The sequence below is a fragment of the Pseudomonas sp. SCT genome, from assembly GCF_003864275.1.
Taxonomy (GTDB): domain Bacteria; phylum Pseudomonadota; class Gammaproteobacteria; order Pseudomonadales; family Pseudomonadaceae; genus Stutzerimonas; species Stutzerimonas stutzeri_AE.
The window spans coordinates 160,134-173,542 of the sequence record NZ_BDJA01000004.1 but is presented as its reverse complement, the minus strand read 5'-3'; the positions used below and the strand labels follow the sequence as shown (position 1 = coordinate 173,542).

General features: G+C 63.5%; 14 protein-coding genes. 7 read left to right on the top strand and 7 right to left on the bottom strand.

Going from position 1 to position 13,409, the window contains the following annotated elements; translation table 11 throughout:
- The first annotated feature begins 79 nt into the window (after nucleotides 1-79).
- Together BHD08_RS11920 and BHD08_RS11915 are read left to right on the top strand one after the other, a co-directional pair.
- The gene (locus tag BHD08_RS11920) at nucleotides 80-1,690 is read left to right on the top strand and encodes a methyl-accepting chemotaxis protein (protein ID WP_375708252.1); all 1,611 of its coding nucleotides are present in this window, start codon (nucleotides 80-82) and stop codon (nucleotides 1,688-1,690) included.
- Between the two features lie 103 nt (nucleotides 1,691-1,793).
- Entirely contained in the window at nucleotides 1,794-2,318 is a 525-nt protein-coding gene (locus tag BHD08_RS11915; RefSeq protein ID WP_125022479.1) for a DUF962 domain-containing protein, read from the top strand.
- Between the two features lie 6 nt (nucleotides 2,319-2,324).
- On the opposite strand, the gene BHD08_RS11910 is transcribed toward BHD08_RS11915, so the two are convergent.
- From BHD08_RS11910 to BHD08_RS11895, 4 genes are all read right to left on the bottom strand, one after another.
- Complete coding sequence (locus tag BHD08_RS11910; RefSeq protein WP_125022477.1) at nucleotides 2,325-3,068, bottom strand: hypothetical protein; 744 nt, start codon at nucleotides 3,066-3,068, stop codon at nucleotides 2,325-2,327.
- A gap of 157 nt (nucleotides 3,069-3,225) precedes the next feature.
- Nucleotides 3,226-4,773 carry a phospholipase D family protein gene (locus tag BHD08_RS11905; RefSeq protein ID WP_125022475.1) on the bottom strand — a complete coding sequence of 516 codons (1,548 nt, stop codon included), beginning with the start codon at nucleotides 4,771-4,773 and terminating at the stop codon, nucleotides 3,226-3,228.
- A 58-nt stretch (nucleotides 4,774-4,831) separates the two neighbouring features.
- Entirely contained in the window at nucleotides 4,832-6,166 is a 1,335-nt protein-coding gene (locus BHD08_RS11900; RefSeq protein WP_015278452.1) for an FAD-binding oxidoreductase, read from the bottom strand.
- A 103-nt stretch (nucleotides 6,167-6,269) separates the two neighbouring features.
- Nucleotides 6,270-6,758, bottom strand: coding sequence for an Lrp/AsnC ligand binding domain-containing protein (locus BHD08_RS11895; protein ID WP_003295466.1), 489 nt, complete (start codon nucleotides 6,756-6,758; stop codon nucleotides 6,270-6,272).
- Nucleotides 6,759-6,904: 146 nt separating this feature from the next.
- On the opposite strand from BHD08_RS11895, the gene dadA reads away from it, so the two are divergent.
- The 5 genes from dadA (at nucleotide 6,905) to BHD08_RS11870 (ending at nucleotide 10,477) form a co-directional block, all read left to right on the top strand.
- Nucleotides 6,905-8,203 carry a D-amino acid dehydrogenase gene (gene dadA / locus BHD08_RS11890; RefSeq protein WP_015278451.1) on the top strand — a complete coding sequence of 433 codons (1,299 nt, stop codon included), beginning with the start codon at nucleotides 6,905-6,907 and terminating at the stop codon, nucleotides 8,201-8,203.
- Nucleotides 8,178-8,552: a RidA family protein gene (locus BHD08_RS11885; RefSeq protein WP_015278450.1), complete on the top strand. Its 375-nt coding sequence runs from the start codon at nucleotides 8,178-8,180 to the stop codon at nucleotides 8,550-8,552. Before dadA ends, BHD08_RS11885 begins: the two co-directional genes overlap by 26 nt.
- A 118-nt stretch (nucleotides 8,553-8,670) precedes the next feature.
- Nucleotides 8,671-9,219 carry a cupin domain-containing protein gene (locus BHD08_RS11880; protein WP_015278449.1) on the top strand — a complete coding sequence of 183 codons (549 nt, stop codon included), beginning with the start codon at nucleotides 8,671-8,673 and terminating at the stop codon, nucleotides 9,217-9,219.
- Nucleotides 9,220-9,380: 161 nt separating this feature from the next.
- Nucleotides 9,381-9,806, top strand: coding sequence for a cytochrome c5 family protein (locus tag BHD08_RS11875; RefSeq protein WP_015278448.1), 426 nt, complete (start codon nucleotides 9,381-9,383; stop codon nucleotides 9,804-9,806).
- Nucleotides 9,807-9,940: 134 nt separating this feature from the next.
- On the top strand, nucleotides 9,941-10,477 hold the full coding sequence (locus tag BHD08_RS11870) for a cupin domain-containing protein (protein ID WP_125022473.1): 537 nt from the start codon (nucleotides 9,941-9,943) through the stop codon (nucleotides 10,475-10,477).
- 7 nt (nucleotides 10,478-10,484) lie between these two features.
- On the opposite strand, the gene BHD08_RS11865 is transcribed toward BHD08_RS11870, so the two are convergent.
- The 3 genes from BHD08_RS11865 to BHD08_RS11855 all read right to left on the bottom strand — a co-directional run bounded on the left by BHD08_RS11865 (nucleotide 10,485) and on the right by BHD08_RS11855 (nucleotide 13,408).
- Entirely contained in the window at nucleotides 10,485-11,057 is a 573-nt protein-coding gene (locus BHD08_RS11865) for a xanthine phosphoribosyltransferase (protein WP_015278446.1), read from the bottom strand.
- Nucleotides 11,058-11,193: 136 nt separating this feature from the next.
- Entirely contained in the window at nucleotides 11,194-11,778 is a 585-nt protein-coding gene (locus tag BHD08_RS11860; RefSeq protein WP_015278445.1) for a DUF1080 domain-containing protein, read from the bottom strand.
- A gap of 10 nt (nucleotides 11,779-11,788) precedes the next feature.
- Complete coding sequence (locus tag BHD08_RS11855) at nucleotides 11,789-13,408, bottom strand: alpha-amylase family protein (protein ID WP_015278444.1); 1,620 nt, start codon at nucleotides 13,406-13,408, stop codon at nucleotides 11,789-11,791.
- Nucleotide 13,409 lies beyond the last annotated feature (1 nt).

Genomic DNA, 13,409 nt, shown 5'->3' with positions numbered 1-13,409 from the left:
GGAGCGGCCGCTAAGCCTGAAGTGAGCCTCCGATGACGGCACGTTGCTACTAAGGCACTACTGTTCTTTATCCGGGGCTATGGGTACAACGTCGGATCGATCCGACAAGAACAAGAGGCCGTCCATGAGCCCCGCCTACCGCCATCCCAAGCTCGTGGCGTTCCACGCCGCGTTGATCATAGCTTTGTTGCTTGTGCATTACTGGCTGGCTCCGCCGCTGGCAGTGACGGCGATACTGTTGCTCGCCGCAGCGCTCTGGCCCTGGTTCAGTGCATCGCTGGCGGCGAATGCTGACGCAGCGAGCGCTGACGATACGCCGCGTGCCTTCGCCGAACTGAGCAAGAACCTCTCACGCAACACCTGTCACAACGCCTTGTCGGCTGCCCAGGTCGCCTACAGCGCCGAGCAGCTGGCCAGTCGGCTGCAATCGCAACTGCAGGCCGTGAGCGAAATTGCCAACGGCGCGCAGGCCATCGCTGCTACCGAGCAGGACAGCGCAGAGCGCGCCCGCCATACGCTGGACGCTGCGCAGGCGGTACGCCAGCGCAGCGATGCCGGGCAGGCGGAGCTGCAGAAGGCGATCGAGCGCATGCAGCAGCTCAGTGCCCAGACCCACGCCAGCCGCGAGTTGATCGACGGGCTTTCGGCACGCACTGAAGAGATCCGCCGGATCACCGACGTGATCCAGTCCATTGCCAGCCAGACCAACCTGCTTGCCCTGAATGCGGCCATCGAGGCTGCGCGCGCCGGTGAGGCCGGGCGTGGTTTCGCCGTGGTCGCCGATGAGGTTCGCAGCCTGGCGGCGCGTACCTCCAGTGCTACCGAGGAAGTCGGTCGCATGGTGGGCGACATTCGTCAGCAGAGCGAGGCGGTAGTCAGCTATATCCAGCGCCAGGGCAGCGAGCTGGATGCCGCTGCCGAACAGATTGCCGCCACCGGCGAGCAGCTCAGTGGCATCGCCGGTCTGGCCGGCAGCGTCGAAAGCCAGGTCGAGCAGATCACCACCGGCACCGCCGACAACCATCAGCGCCTGACCGGTCAGTTCGTCGCCCTCGATCAGTTGCGCGCCGACGCGCTGGACAGCGAAAAGCAGACCCGGCAGCTCGAGCAGGCTGCGGAACGACTGGTGGCGCAGGCCGAGAGTGCCAGCGAACAGCTGGCCGAGGTGCAGCTCGACGACTACCACCAGGCGATGTTCGATCTGGCTCGCCAGGGGGCGGCAGCGATTGCCGCACGGTTCGAGGCGGATATTGCCGCCGGACGCGTCAGTCTCGATGACCTGTTCGATCGCAATTATCGGGCGCAGCCCAATACCAATCCGGTCAAGTACCAGACCCGCTTCGACCGCTACGCCGACGAGGTGCTGCCGGCGGTTCAGGAGCCGCTCCTGCAGAAGCATTCGGCGATGGTCTATGCCATCGCCACCACGCCCGAAGGTTACGTGCCGACGCACAACCGCGCATTCAGCCAGCCGCCGGTGGGCAATCCGGAAATCGACCGGGTCAAGAGCCGCAGCAAGCGCCTGTTCAACGATCGCACCGGCGGGCGTTGTGGCAGTCATCAGCGCCGGGTATTGCTGCAGACCTACAGCCGCGATACCGGTGAGCTGATGCACGATCTGTCGGTACCGATCATGGTCAATGGTCGGCACTGGGGCGGGCTGCGACTGGGTTATCGACCCGAGGAATAGCGCAGCCAACCTCGATCTTGGCGTGATCGCCTTGGCTGCTGACGAGGGCGGCAGCGCACCGACCGACTAAGCTTGGCGGACGCGAAATCTGGAGATGCCGCCAATGAAAACCCTCACCGATCACCTGGCGCAGTACGCGGCCTATCATCGTGACCCGCGCAACCTGCTCACCCATTTCATCGGCATTCCGCTGATCGTGCTGGCGGTTGCCGTGTTGCTGTCGCGGCCTGGCATCGACGTGGCTGGACTATGGCTCAGCCCGGCCGCACTGGTCTCGCTCGCGGCGGCGCTGTTCTATCTACGCCTCGATCTGCGTTATGGCCTGCTGATGAGCGTGGTGTTGCTGCTGTGCGTATGGCTGGGCGCGCGCGTTGCCAGCGCGACGACGGCGTTGTGGCTGGGCGTTGGGCTGGGATTTTTCGTGCTCGGCTGGATCATCCAGTTCGTCGGGCACTATTTCGAGGGGCGCAAGCCGGCCTTCGTCGATGACCTTACCGGGCTGATCATCGGCCCGCTGTTCGTCGCGGCTGAACTCGGCTTCACGCTTGGCCTGCGCGAACCGTTGCGCCTCGCCATCGAAGCGCGCGTCGGTCCGGTGCGTCTGCGCGAGTCGGCCGCACACGGCTGACCGTGGTCAGGGTCTGGCGGCCATCCACTGGTCGCTGAGGCTGCGGGCATGACGGTCGACCATGATCGGCGCGAAGGGTCGGCCGGAGGCGGTGGTGAGGTTGTTGCTGGCACTGTTCATGTCCTCGAGCGCTACCTTGAGAAAATCCCAGCGGGTCTTGAGCTTGGCCAGAGCGGGATCGCGCTTGCCGTCCAGCCCGGCTAGCTGCGCGTCGATGGCCGGTACCAGATTGCGTTCGTCCTGCCCGAGGTAGGTGTCCGGCTGTTCACGGGCGATCTCGAACGAGCCGATATAAGCGCGGCTGAGGTATTGCACGGCCAGGTACTCCACTTTCGCCGGCAGTTCCGCCTCTGCATCGGCGCCCTGCTGCGCGCGGGCGGCCGTAAGAAAGTCGCGCAATGCCTTGCTCATCTGCAGCGGCCAGCCCCAGGGCATGTCGTCTTCCTTGTAGCCGAAACTGGCACCCTCCCGCAGCCGGGTCTGCAGTTCCAGATGGCTTTCGCGAAGCGCGCTGGTGGGATTGGCGACCTTCAGCAAGGCAGCGTTCAGCGCGCGGATGTCTTCCTCCAGGCGCAGCAGATGGGCTTTCTGGAAGCCTTCGCCGCGGTAGAGCAGCAAGCTGCTGGTGGCGCGGTTGGCATGGATCTGCATGCTCTGCAGAGGTGAGGTCGGTTCGGCCTGAGCCGCTTCGGTGAAGCCGGGCAGTATTGCGAGGATCAGCAATAGCCAGAGGCGAGTGGAACGGTCCATTGTCGTGCTCCTTTTTTATTTTTATAGAAGCTATGCGTGCGTGGCAGCAGCGTTCCTGAGCCTAACGGACCGCTGGCCAAGTGGTATCACCCCAAAGAATGATTTATGCCGAAGCGAATGCGCCGCGGGGCAATCGTGCGGTGTTCGGACGCGAACGCTAGAGCATCTTCTCCAAGCCGATGATCTCGGCGAACCAGGCATTGAAGCGGCGCCAGAGCCCGCCCGGTTCCTTGTCGATCACGCGCAACCGCCCATCATCCTCGGCGATCCATACCAGCTGCTTGCGGCCGTCGCGTTCCTCCAGGCGTACCTCGTAGCTGAGCGCTGGCGACATGCCCTCCAGCGTAAGCCGCTGAACCTCGCGGGCCAGCTCCTGGCTTTCCACCAGAACGCCCACCTCGCTGTTCCACAGCACGGAGCGCGGGTCGAGGTTCAACGAGCCGATGAAGACTTTATTCTGGTCGAACACTGCCGCCTTGCTGTGCAGGCTCGACTCAGACTCGCCGAGAAAGCTGTACGACGGCTCCTGCTCCGGTTGCCGGCGCAGTTCGAACAGGCGTACGCCGAGCTCCAGCATCGCCTCGCGATAGGGCGCGTAGCCACCATGCACGGCTGGGACGTCGGTGGCCTCCAGGGAGTTGGTGAGAATACGCACGGTGACGCCGGCGCCGGTGCGATCAGCCAGATACTCGACGCCGCTGTCCGTGGGCACGAAGTAGGCCGATACCAGGGTCAGCTCGCGACTTACCGTCTGCATGGTCGGTGCGAGTTGGGTCGTCAGCAGCAGTGAGGTGGCCGGTATGCCTTCGGCGAGCAGCTTCTCCGGCGCGTCCCACATCGCTTCGCCGGGCGCCCAGATGAGGTCGTCCAGCCATTGCTGCAGTTGCGGATCCTGCTTGTACTGCATCAGCCGCTGGTACTGCTCGCTGTTGTCGTGACGCGCCTGCTGCAGGTAGTCACGCAGCTGTTTGCGTGCCTTGTCCAGCCGGCTGGGTTTCGGCTGCCACCAGAGAAATCGCTGGATGGGCACGCTCAACTGATTGTTCCAGTACTGATCGAAACTCTGTGCCAGTTGCTCGGCGACCGGGCCTGCACTGAGCAGATCGATATCGGTGAAGTTGAAGGCCTGATCGGCGTCGAAATACTCGTCGCCCAGGTTGCGGCCGCCGACGATAGCCAGGCTGCCATCGACCAGCATCAGCTTGTTGTGCATCCGTCGATGCTGCAACGACAGGTGCAGCAGTCGCCCCATGGTGCGGGTAATGCCGGTGCTGCGGCCAAGGTGCAGCGGATTGAAGACGCGGATCTGGACATTGGGGTGTGCTGCCAGGGTGCCAATGCGGTAGTCGTGGCCATCGCTGGTGGTGTCATCCAACAGCAGGCGCACTCGCACGCCGCGGTCGGCAGCCTGCAGCAGCTCCTCGATCAGCGCGCGGGTGGTCATGCCGTCATGCACGATGTAGTACTGCACGTCGAGGCTGAGCTGTGCCGCGCGAATCATTTCGGTGCGGGCGGTGAATGCCTCGGTGCTTTCCGCTAGCAGACGATAACCGGAGTAGCCGTGCGGCTGCTCTGCAGCGAGCTGCTGGATGCGTCGTCCGAGCGGCGATGCATCCGGCGCCACCGAATAGGACTCACTGGGTGCAGGGTGGCTGGCACAGCCGACCAGCAGCAGAGCCAGCAGAAGCGTCAGGTAAGCGCGCAAGGTCTCTCCGATATGCGTCCGTTCATCAAGGCTTGGACGCTGCGCTTCGTCGGAAAATTCAGAAACGGTCTTTCAGCCGATACCAGAGCATGCCCAGGGCCAGCAGCGGCGAACGCAATGCCCGGCCACCGGGGAAGGTCGGATGCGGCACCTGGGCGAACAGGTCGAAGCCATGGCTTTCCTGGGTGGCGATCGCTTCGGCCAGCAAGTGCCCGGCCAGGTGCGTGGCATTCAGACCGTGTCCGGAATAGGCCTGGGCATAGAACACGTTGGGCTGCTCTGGCAGCCGGCCGATCTGCGGCAGCCGGTTGGCGCCGATGCCGATCATGCCGCCCCATTGGTAATCGATGCCGATGCCGATCAGCTGCGGGAATACTTCGAGCATCTTCGGCTGCATGTAAGCGGCGATATCTTTCGGATCACGGCCGGAGTAGTGGCAGGCACCGCCGAACAGCAATCGGCCATCGGCGCTGAGACGGAAGTAGTCGAGTGCCACCCGCTGATCGCATACCGCCATGTTCTGCGGCAGCAGTTCACGCTGCAGCGGTTCCGGCAGTCGCTCGGTGGCGATGATGTAACTGCCGGCTGGCAGCACCTTGCCCGCCAGCTTCGGCTGCAGGCCATTGAGGTAGGCGTTGCAGGCCAGCACGAGGTTGTCCGCGTGCACCACGCCCTGGGCGGTATGCAGCGCTACTTGCGGGCCGTACTCGATGCGCTCGACCGCCGATTGTTCGAACAGGCGCACGCCTAGCGATTGCGCCGCAGCGGCCTCGCCGAGCGCCAGGTTCAACGGGTGCAGGTGTCCCGAGCCCATGTCCAGCAGACCGCCGAGATAGCGCTGCGAGCCCACCACCGTGGCCAGGTTGGGACGCGACACGCGCTGCAGCGGGTGTGGATAGCCGAGGCGCAGCAGGTCGGAGTATTCCTCGTCGAAGCCTTTCAGGTGTCGCGGCTTGGTGGCGAGGTCGCAGTAGCCCCAGGTCAGGTCGCAGTCGATGGCGTAGCGCTCGATGCGCTGGCGAACGATGTCCACGGCTTCGAAGCCCATGCGCTTGAGCTCGTCGACACCTTCTTCACCGAGGATGTTGGTGAACTGCTCGACGTCATGGCCGACGCCGCGGATCAGCTGGCCGCCATTGCGCCCGCTGGCGCCCCAGCCGATGCGGTGCGCTTCCAGCAGGATGACGCTGAGGCCGCGTTCGGCCAGTTCGATGGCGGTATTGAGGCCGGAGAAGCCGCCACCGACGATGCACACGTCGGCTCGCTGTTCGCCCTGCAGGGGCTCGAAGGATAGCTCGCGGTTGACGCTCGCGGCATAGTAGGAAGGTGCATGGTCGCTGGTGTTCGAGGCGGATGCACGATGATTCACTGAAGTGTCATGAAAGGTCTGCATCTTTCTAGGGTAGACCGGAGCGGTGCTGCGGGGCAAAGGCGAGCTGGACCGACGGTGGCGCGGCTGGCTTCTCGCAGTACGTCCGGATACGCACCCGGACGCTCTAGTCCGGCACCGGCAGGTCAAGCGACTCCTTGATCTCCTCCATCACGATATAGCTCTTCGACTCGCGCACATGGGGCAGCTTCAGCAGGATGTCGCCGAGCAATTTGCGGTACGAGGCCATTTCCGAGATCCGCGCCTTGACCAGGTAATCGAAGTCACCGGAAACCAGGTGGCATTCGAGCACGTGCGGCAACTTGAGCACGGCGCGGCGAAACTCCTCGAAGATGTCGCCCGATTTGTAAGCCAGGCTGATCTCGACGAAGACCAGCAGGCCCGCCTTCAGATGCTGCGGGTTCAGCCGCGCGGAGTAACCCATGATGATGCCCTCGCGCTCCAGCCGTCGCACCCGCTCCGTGCAGGGCGTGGTCGACAGGCCGACGCGCTCACCCAATTCGGTGAAAGGCAGGCGTCCTTCGGCTTGCAGAATACGCAGGATATGGCGGTCGATCTTGTCCAGTTCGCGGCGTGTCTGATGGCGGGTTCTCAAGGGATATGCCCTCCGAATAAAGCGCGTTTGGCGTGAATAAAGGCCAAAGATAGCTTTTTATATGGTGAATAACACTGCCTCTGCCTTTTTATACTCCGCTTCAATAGTGATCCGGAAAAGTCCGTTCGAGCGGGCGGGAGGCTGCAATGCGTGTACTGGTATTGGGTAGCGGGGTGGTCGGTACGGCCAGCGCCTACTATCTGGCGCGAGCCGGTTTCGAGGTGGTGGTGGTCGATCGGCAACCAGCCGTCGCGATGGAAACCAGTTTTGCCAATGCCGGTCAGGTCTCGCCGGGTTATGCCTCGCCCTGGGCCGCGCCCGGCGTGCCGCTCAAGGCCATGAAGTGGCTGTTGCAGCGCCATGCACCGCTGGCGATCAAGCTCACCGGTGACGTCGACCAGTATCTGTGGATGGCGCAGATGCTGCGCAATTGCACGGCGGCGCGCTATGCGGTGAACAAGGAGCGCATGGTGCGGCTGTCCGAGTACAGTCGCGACTGCCTCGACGAACTGCGCGCCGAAACCGGTATCGCCTATGAGGGCCGTCAGCTCGGTACCACGCAGCTGTTCCGCACCCAGGCCCAGCTGGATGCCGCGGCGAAGGACATTGCCGTACTGGAGCGTTCCGGCGTGCCCTATGAGTTGCTCGATCGCGCCGCCATAGGTCGTGTCGAACCGGCCCTGGCGAAAGTCGCGCACAAGCTGAGCGGAGCCCTGCGCCTGCCCAACGACCAGACCGGCGACTGCCAGATGTTCACCTCACGGCTGGCCGAGATGGCGCTGGCACTGGGTGTCGAGTTCCGCTTCGGGCAGAACATCCAGCGCCTGGAGCATGCCGGTGACCGCATCGCCGGGGTCTGGATCGACGGCAAGCTGGAAACCGCGGACCGCTACGTGCTGGCGCTCGGCAGCTACAGCCCGCAGATGCTCAAGCCGCTGGGCATTCGCGCGCCGGTCTACCCGCTCAAGGGCTATTCGCTGACCGTGCCGATCAGCGACCCGGCAATGGCGCCGCAGTCGACCGTGCTCGACGAGACCTACAAAGTCGCCATTACCCGTTTCGATCAGCGCATCCGTGTCGGTGGCATGGCGGAGATCGCCGGGCACGACCTGTCGCTCAACCCGCGCCGTCGGGAAACACTTGAAATGGTCGTCGGTGATCTTTATCCGCAAGGCGGCGATCCGGCGGAAGCAGTATTCTGGACCGGCCTGCGACCGGCCACGCCCGATGGCACACCGATCATAGGCGCCACCGCGTATCGCAACCTGTACCTCAATACCGGTCACGGCACGCTGGGCTGGACCATGGCCTGCGGCTCCGGCCGGGTTTTGGCTGATCTGCTCGCGTCCAAGCGTCCGCAAATCAGTACCGACGGGCTGGATATCTTCCGTTACGGCAAGCACAAGGAGACACGTAAACATGCCCATCCGGCGGCTGCACACTGAAACCCGCTACAGCGAGGCGGTGATCCACAACGGCGCGGTTTATCTGTCCGGGCAACTGGCTGACGACCTGAGCGGCGATATCCGCGAGCAGACCCGCGAAACGCTATCGAGCATCGAGCGCCTGCTTGCGGAGGCGGGAACCAGCAAGGCCCGTCTGCTTTCGGCAACCATCCACCTCAAGGATATCGCCGCCGATTACGCCGGGATGAACGAGGTGTGGGACGCTTGGATTACGCCGGGTACCGCGCCGGCACGCACTACCGTCCAGGCATTGATGTATTCGCCGGATGTGCGGGTGGAGATCACCGTCATCGCTGCCATGCCCGACCTTGCTGGCCCGGTGCTTTGAAGGCCGGCTAAGCCGCGTGTGCCGGGCGACCAGACGTCCGGAGGCGGTGTTGTAAATTCTGAACGCTGTAGCCATGATAGCCCCCTCTTCGCATCGCTCTTGAAAGGGGGCTCCCGTATTGGACGTTGGCGTTCGACTGCAAACCATCCGCAAGCTCAAGGGTCTGTCCCAGCGTGAACTCGCCAAGCGCGCCGGCGTTACCAACAGCACGATTTCCATGATCGAGAAGAACAGCGTCAGCCCTTCGATCAGTTCGCTGAAGAAGGTGCTCAGCGGCATCCCGATGTCGCTGGTCGAATTCTTCTCGCCCGACTTCGATCAGGACAGCGACACCCAGGTGGTCTACAAGGGCAGCGAGCTGATCGACATCTCCGACGGCGCGGTGAGCATGAAGCTGGTTGGCAAGGCGCATCCCGGGCGCGCCATTGCCTTTCTCGCCGAAACCTATCCGCCTGGCTCGGATACCGGGACGGACATGCTCTCGCACCAGGGCGAGGAGGCCGGAATGCTGGTCGAGGGCCGCCTGGAACTGACCGTGAACGGTCAGGTATATGTGCTGGAAAGCGGCGACAGCTACTACTTCGAGAGCAGCAAGCCGCATCGTTTTCGCAATCCGTTCGACGCGCCAGCCAGGTTGATCAGTGCAACGACGCCGGCGAACTTTTAACCGTATCGGCCTCGATTTGTACGAAAGTTGCGATGCGACAAAGCGTCGCGGAGAATCGCCGGGCCTTTCGTATTGTTTCGGCCGGCATGGCTTGCCGTTATACTGACCGCCGCTCGCGATACCGTGGCCGCGGGCGTGTCTAGCCACAATGAGGGTGTAAGGTGAACCTGATTAAGAAGATCCTGGTAGCACAGACTGCCGTATTGGCCCTGTGGGCAATGAGCGCCCAGGCTGCGACCGACGAAGCAATCGCCGAGCGCCTCAAGCCGGTGGGTAGCGTATGTATTCAAGGTGAAGAGTGTGCCGCTGCTGGTGCCGGCGCTGCCGTAGCCGCTGGTGGTGCCGCTCGTAGCGGTTCCGACGTGTACGGCAAGTTCTGCACTGCCTGCCACGGTTCGGGTCTGCTGAACGCACCGAAGACCGGTGACAACGCTGCCTGGTCGGCGCGTGCCGATGCCGCCGGTGGTCTGGACGGTCTGCTCAAGCACGCGATCAGTGGTATCAACGCCATGCCGCCGAAGGGCACCTGTGGCGACTGCTCCGATGACGAGCTGAAGGCCGCCATCCAGCACATGTCCGGCCTCTGATCGAGCGCCAAGCGTCACCAGCAAAGCCGCCTTCGGGCGGCTTTGTCGTTTCTGCGGGGAGCAAAGTGAGTAGGGCTTGAGTCGAACTCGGTACGGCCGACCGGTCGGATTCCATGGCGACGGAGGAGTCCTGCATGCCCAGTTCCGCACCACAACCCGAGCAGCTGCGCCTAGCCAGTGACGGACGCACGCCCAACAGCCCGCACCCCGTATTGATCTATCGTCAGTTGCCGTTGGCCGGCCCGACTCCGGCCGAAGCCTTCGAACGGCTGTTCGACAGTCATCTCTGGCCTTCCGCCTGGCGCGGGACGGTTTACGACTACCATCACTATCACTCCACCGCCCACGAGGTGCTCGGCGTGGCCAGCGGCTGGGCGCGGGTCATGCTGGGCGGTGAGCATGGACAGGAGGTCGAGCTGAAAGCTGGCGATGCCGTGGTGCTTCCGGCCGGGACCGGGCACTGCGCGCTGCAGGCGAGTGAGGACTTTCAGGTAGTGGCCGGCTATCCGGTCGATCAGCAGTACGATATGCAGCGGCCGGACGCGGCCACCCACGACGCGGCGCGCGAGCAAATCGCCCGGGTCGGCGTGCCCATCAGCGATCCGCTGGCAGGCACGCAGGGCGCGTTGGTGCCGCTATGGCGCGGCGAGGCGGCGCCGCTCAGTCGATGAATTGCACTCAGTCTATGAATTGCACTTGGCCATCGGCCAGCGAGGCGACCCGGGCCAGCGACTCGACGCGGTAGCCGGCTTCTTCCAGCTCCTGGCGACCGGCCTGGAAGGCTTTTTCGATGACGATACCGAGGCCGGCGATGCAGGCACCAGCCTGGTTGATGATCGAGATCAGCCCCTTGGCGGCTTTGCCGTTGGCGAGGAAGTCATCGATGATCAGCACGCGGTCGTTCGAAGACAGATGCTGGGTCGAAACCGCGATGGTGCTCTCCACCTGCTTGGTGAACGAATAGACCGTGGCGGTGAGCAGGTTGTCCTGCAGGGTCAGCGACTGGTGTTTGCGCGCGAAGATCACCGGCACGCCCAGCTCCAGGCCGGCCATGACCGCCGGTGCGATGCCGGAGGCCTCGATGGTGACGATCTTGGTAATGCCTTCGTCGCGGAACAGGCGGGCGAATTCCTTGCCGATCGCCTGCATCAGCACCGGGTCGATCTGATGGTTGAGGAACGCGTCGACCTTCAGTACCCGGTCGGAAAGCACGATGCCCTGACTGCGAATCTTATCTTTCAGCTGTTCCACGAACGCTACCTCAAGCGTGGGCGGCCGCGGCTTGCCTGACGCTAGGCGCCGGGGCGCTTCTGCCGTCACTGCGTTTCGCAGCCTGGGAAAGCCGCGCATTCTCGCTCAATTCGCGGCGGCGATCCAAGGTCGGCGTTCAGCTCAGCGGTTCGATCGACAGGCGGCGAAAGCGCACCGCCTCGCCGTGGTGCTGGAGCACGATATGTCCGGTCTGCGCCTGGGCGAACAGCGGCTTGTCGGCGAACTTGCTGGATTCGATTCGCGTGTGCAAGGCTGGGTCGTCCAGGCGATAACTCAGCACCATACGATTGCCTAGCCAGTGCTCGACGTCCGCACCGCGTAGCTTCAGCGCACCTTCCATGAAACTGCCCGGTTCGATCGGGGTTGCCTGCTGCGTGGCGAGTAGCCCGTACAGGGCGCCGTTGCGCGTGGTCGGCTCGGCACCGTCGGGATGAACTTCATCATCGAGCAGCTGCATCTCCGGTCCGCTGTGCCAGGCGAGGTCGGCGCTCTCGTCGACGCGGTAGAACACCCCGGAATTCCCTCCCACCGGCAGGGCGTATTCGAAGCGTAGGATGAAATCGCCATAGCGCTCGCGTGAAATCAGATCGACCCTGGGTGCGCCGACGATGGCGCACAGCTGTTCATCGTCGCGATACCAGCTGTTCTCGGGAAATTCGTCGCCATGCCAGGCGCGCCACTGCGTAGCGTCGAGAATCATCCTGCAGCCCTCATCCGAACAGTTGCTGTTTGCGCCGCAGCCAGCGGTAGCCATACGGGCCAAGGCGGATTTTCAGCGGCGTGCCTTCCGGCTGGTCATAGTCGCAGTCGGCGAGCACATCGACCATGTCCTGCAGGTCGTCGTCAGTGATCTCCACTGTGGTTTCCTGATCCGCCAGATTGACCAGCATGAGTACGGTCGAGCCGTTGTCGTGGCGAATGGCGAACACCGCCGGGTCGTTCACCTCGACGGTCGTGCGCTTGCCGATGCCTATTTCGCGCAGGCCGATGCGCGTACGGATCATGTTGCCGGTGCGCGCCATCAGCGAGTCGCTACGCAGGGTCTGGGCGAACACGTTGATCTTCTCGTAGGTGAAGGGGCCTTCGTCGATCACCGGCGCGGCTAGTTCACCTTTGGTGCAGGAAAAGCCGGCGTTGGGCTCGTTGGACCATTGCATCGGCGTGCGTACGGCCAACCGCTCAGGGCGATCGAGGTCGTCACCCATGCCGATTTCCTCACCGTAGCGGATGATCGGCGTACCAGGCAGGGAGAAGAGCAGGGCATGGGTAGCGGCGATGCGACGCTCATCGCCATCGAGCATCGGCGCGAGGCGTCGACGAATACCGCGGTTGTAGGCACGCATGTTCTCGTCGGGGGCGAAGGTGTCCATCACCTCGTTGCGTTCATCCTCTTCCAGGCGGTCGAGGCTCAGCTCGTCGTGGTTGCGAATCCACAGCGCATATTGCGAATGGCTGGGCGGCAGCGGTTGGCTGTTCAGTGCCCGCACCAGCGGCTCGGCCTGCTGCCGCGCCAGGGAAAGGAACAGGTGATTGTTGGTCCAGAAATCCAGCAGCAGGGTGACGCGGTCGGCTTCGTCGCCGAAGTATTCGACGTATTTGTCCGGATCGGTATCGATCTCGCCGAGCAGCACGGTTTCCGGGCGGCGCATGGTGACGAAATCGCGCATGTGCTCGAGCAGCCAGTAACCCTTCTCCAGTTCACCACCGCCAGCCTGGCGCACCATATGCACCGCGGCGTCGATGCGAAAACCGGAAACGCCCAGGCGCAGCCAGAACGACATGATCCGCTCGATCTCGTGGATGACCCGCGGGTTGGTCAGGTCGAGGTCCGGCTCATGCTTGTAGAACAGGTGGCGGTAGTACTGGCCGGCTTCCTCGTCCCAGGTCCAGATGCTGTCTTCGACGGTCGGGAAAATCGGCTCCATGAAGTCGTCGGGCTCGTCGGCCCAGATGTAGTAGTCGCGATAGGGCGAGTTGCGGTCGCGGCGCGCCTCCTGAAACCACTTGTGCTGGATGGAGGTGTGCTGCACCACCAGCTCGATGATGACGTGCAGGCCCAGTTCCTCGGCCTTTTCCAGCAGCGCGACGATGTCCGCCAGATCACCGAAGCGTTCGTCCACCTGCAGGTGATCGCTGATGTCGTAGCCGGCATCCTCGAACGGCGACTGATAGAACGGCATGAGCCATACGGCGGTGCAGCCGAGGCCGCGAATGTAGTCGAGCCGTTCGGTGATGCCGCGCAGATCGCCGCAACCGTCGCCATTGCTGTCACGAAACAGCGTGGGGTCGATCTGATAGATCGCCGCGTTGCGGTACCAGAGTGGACGCATG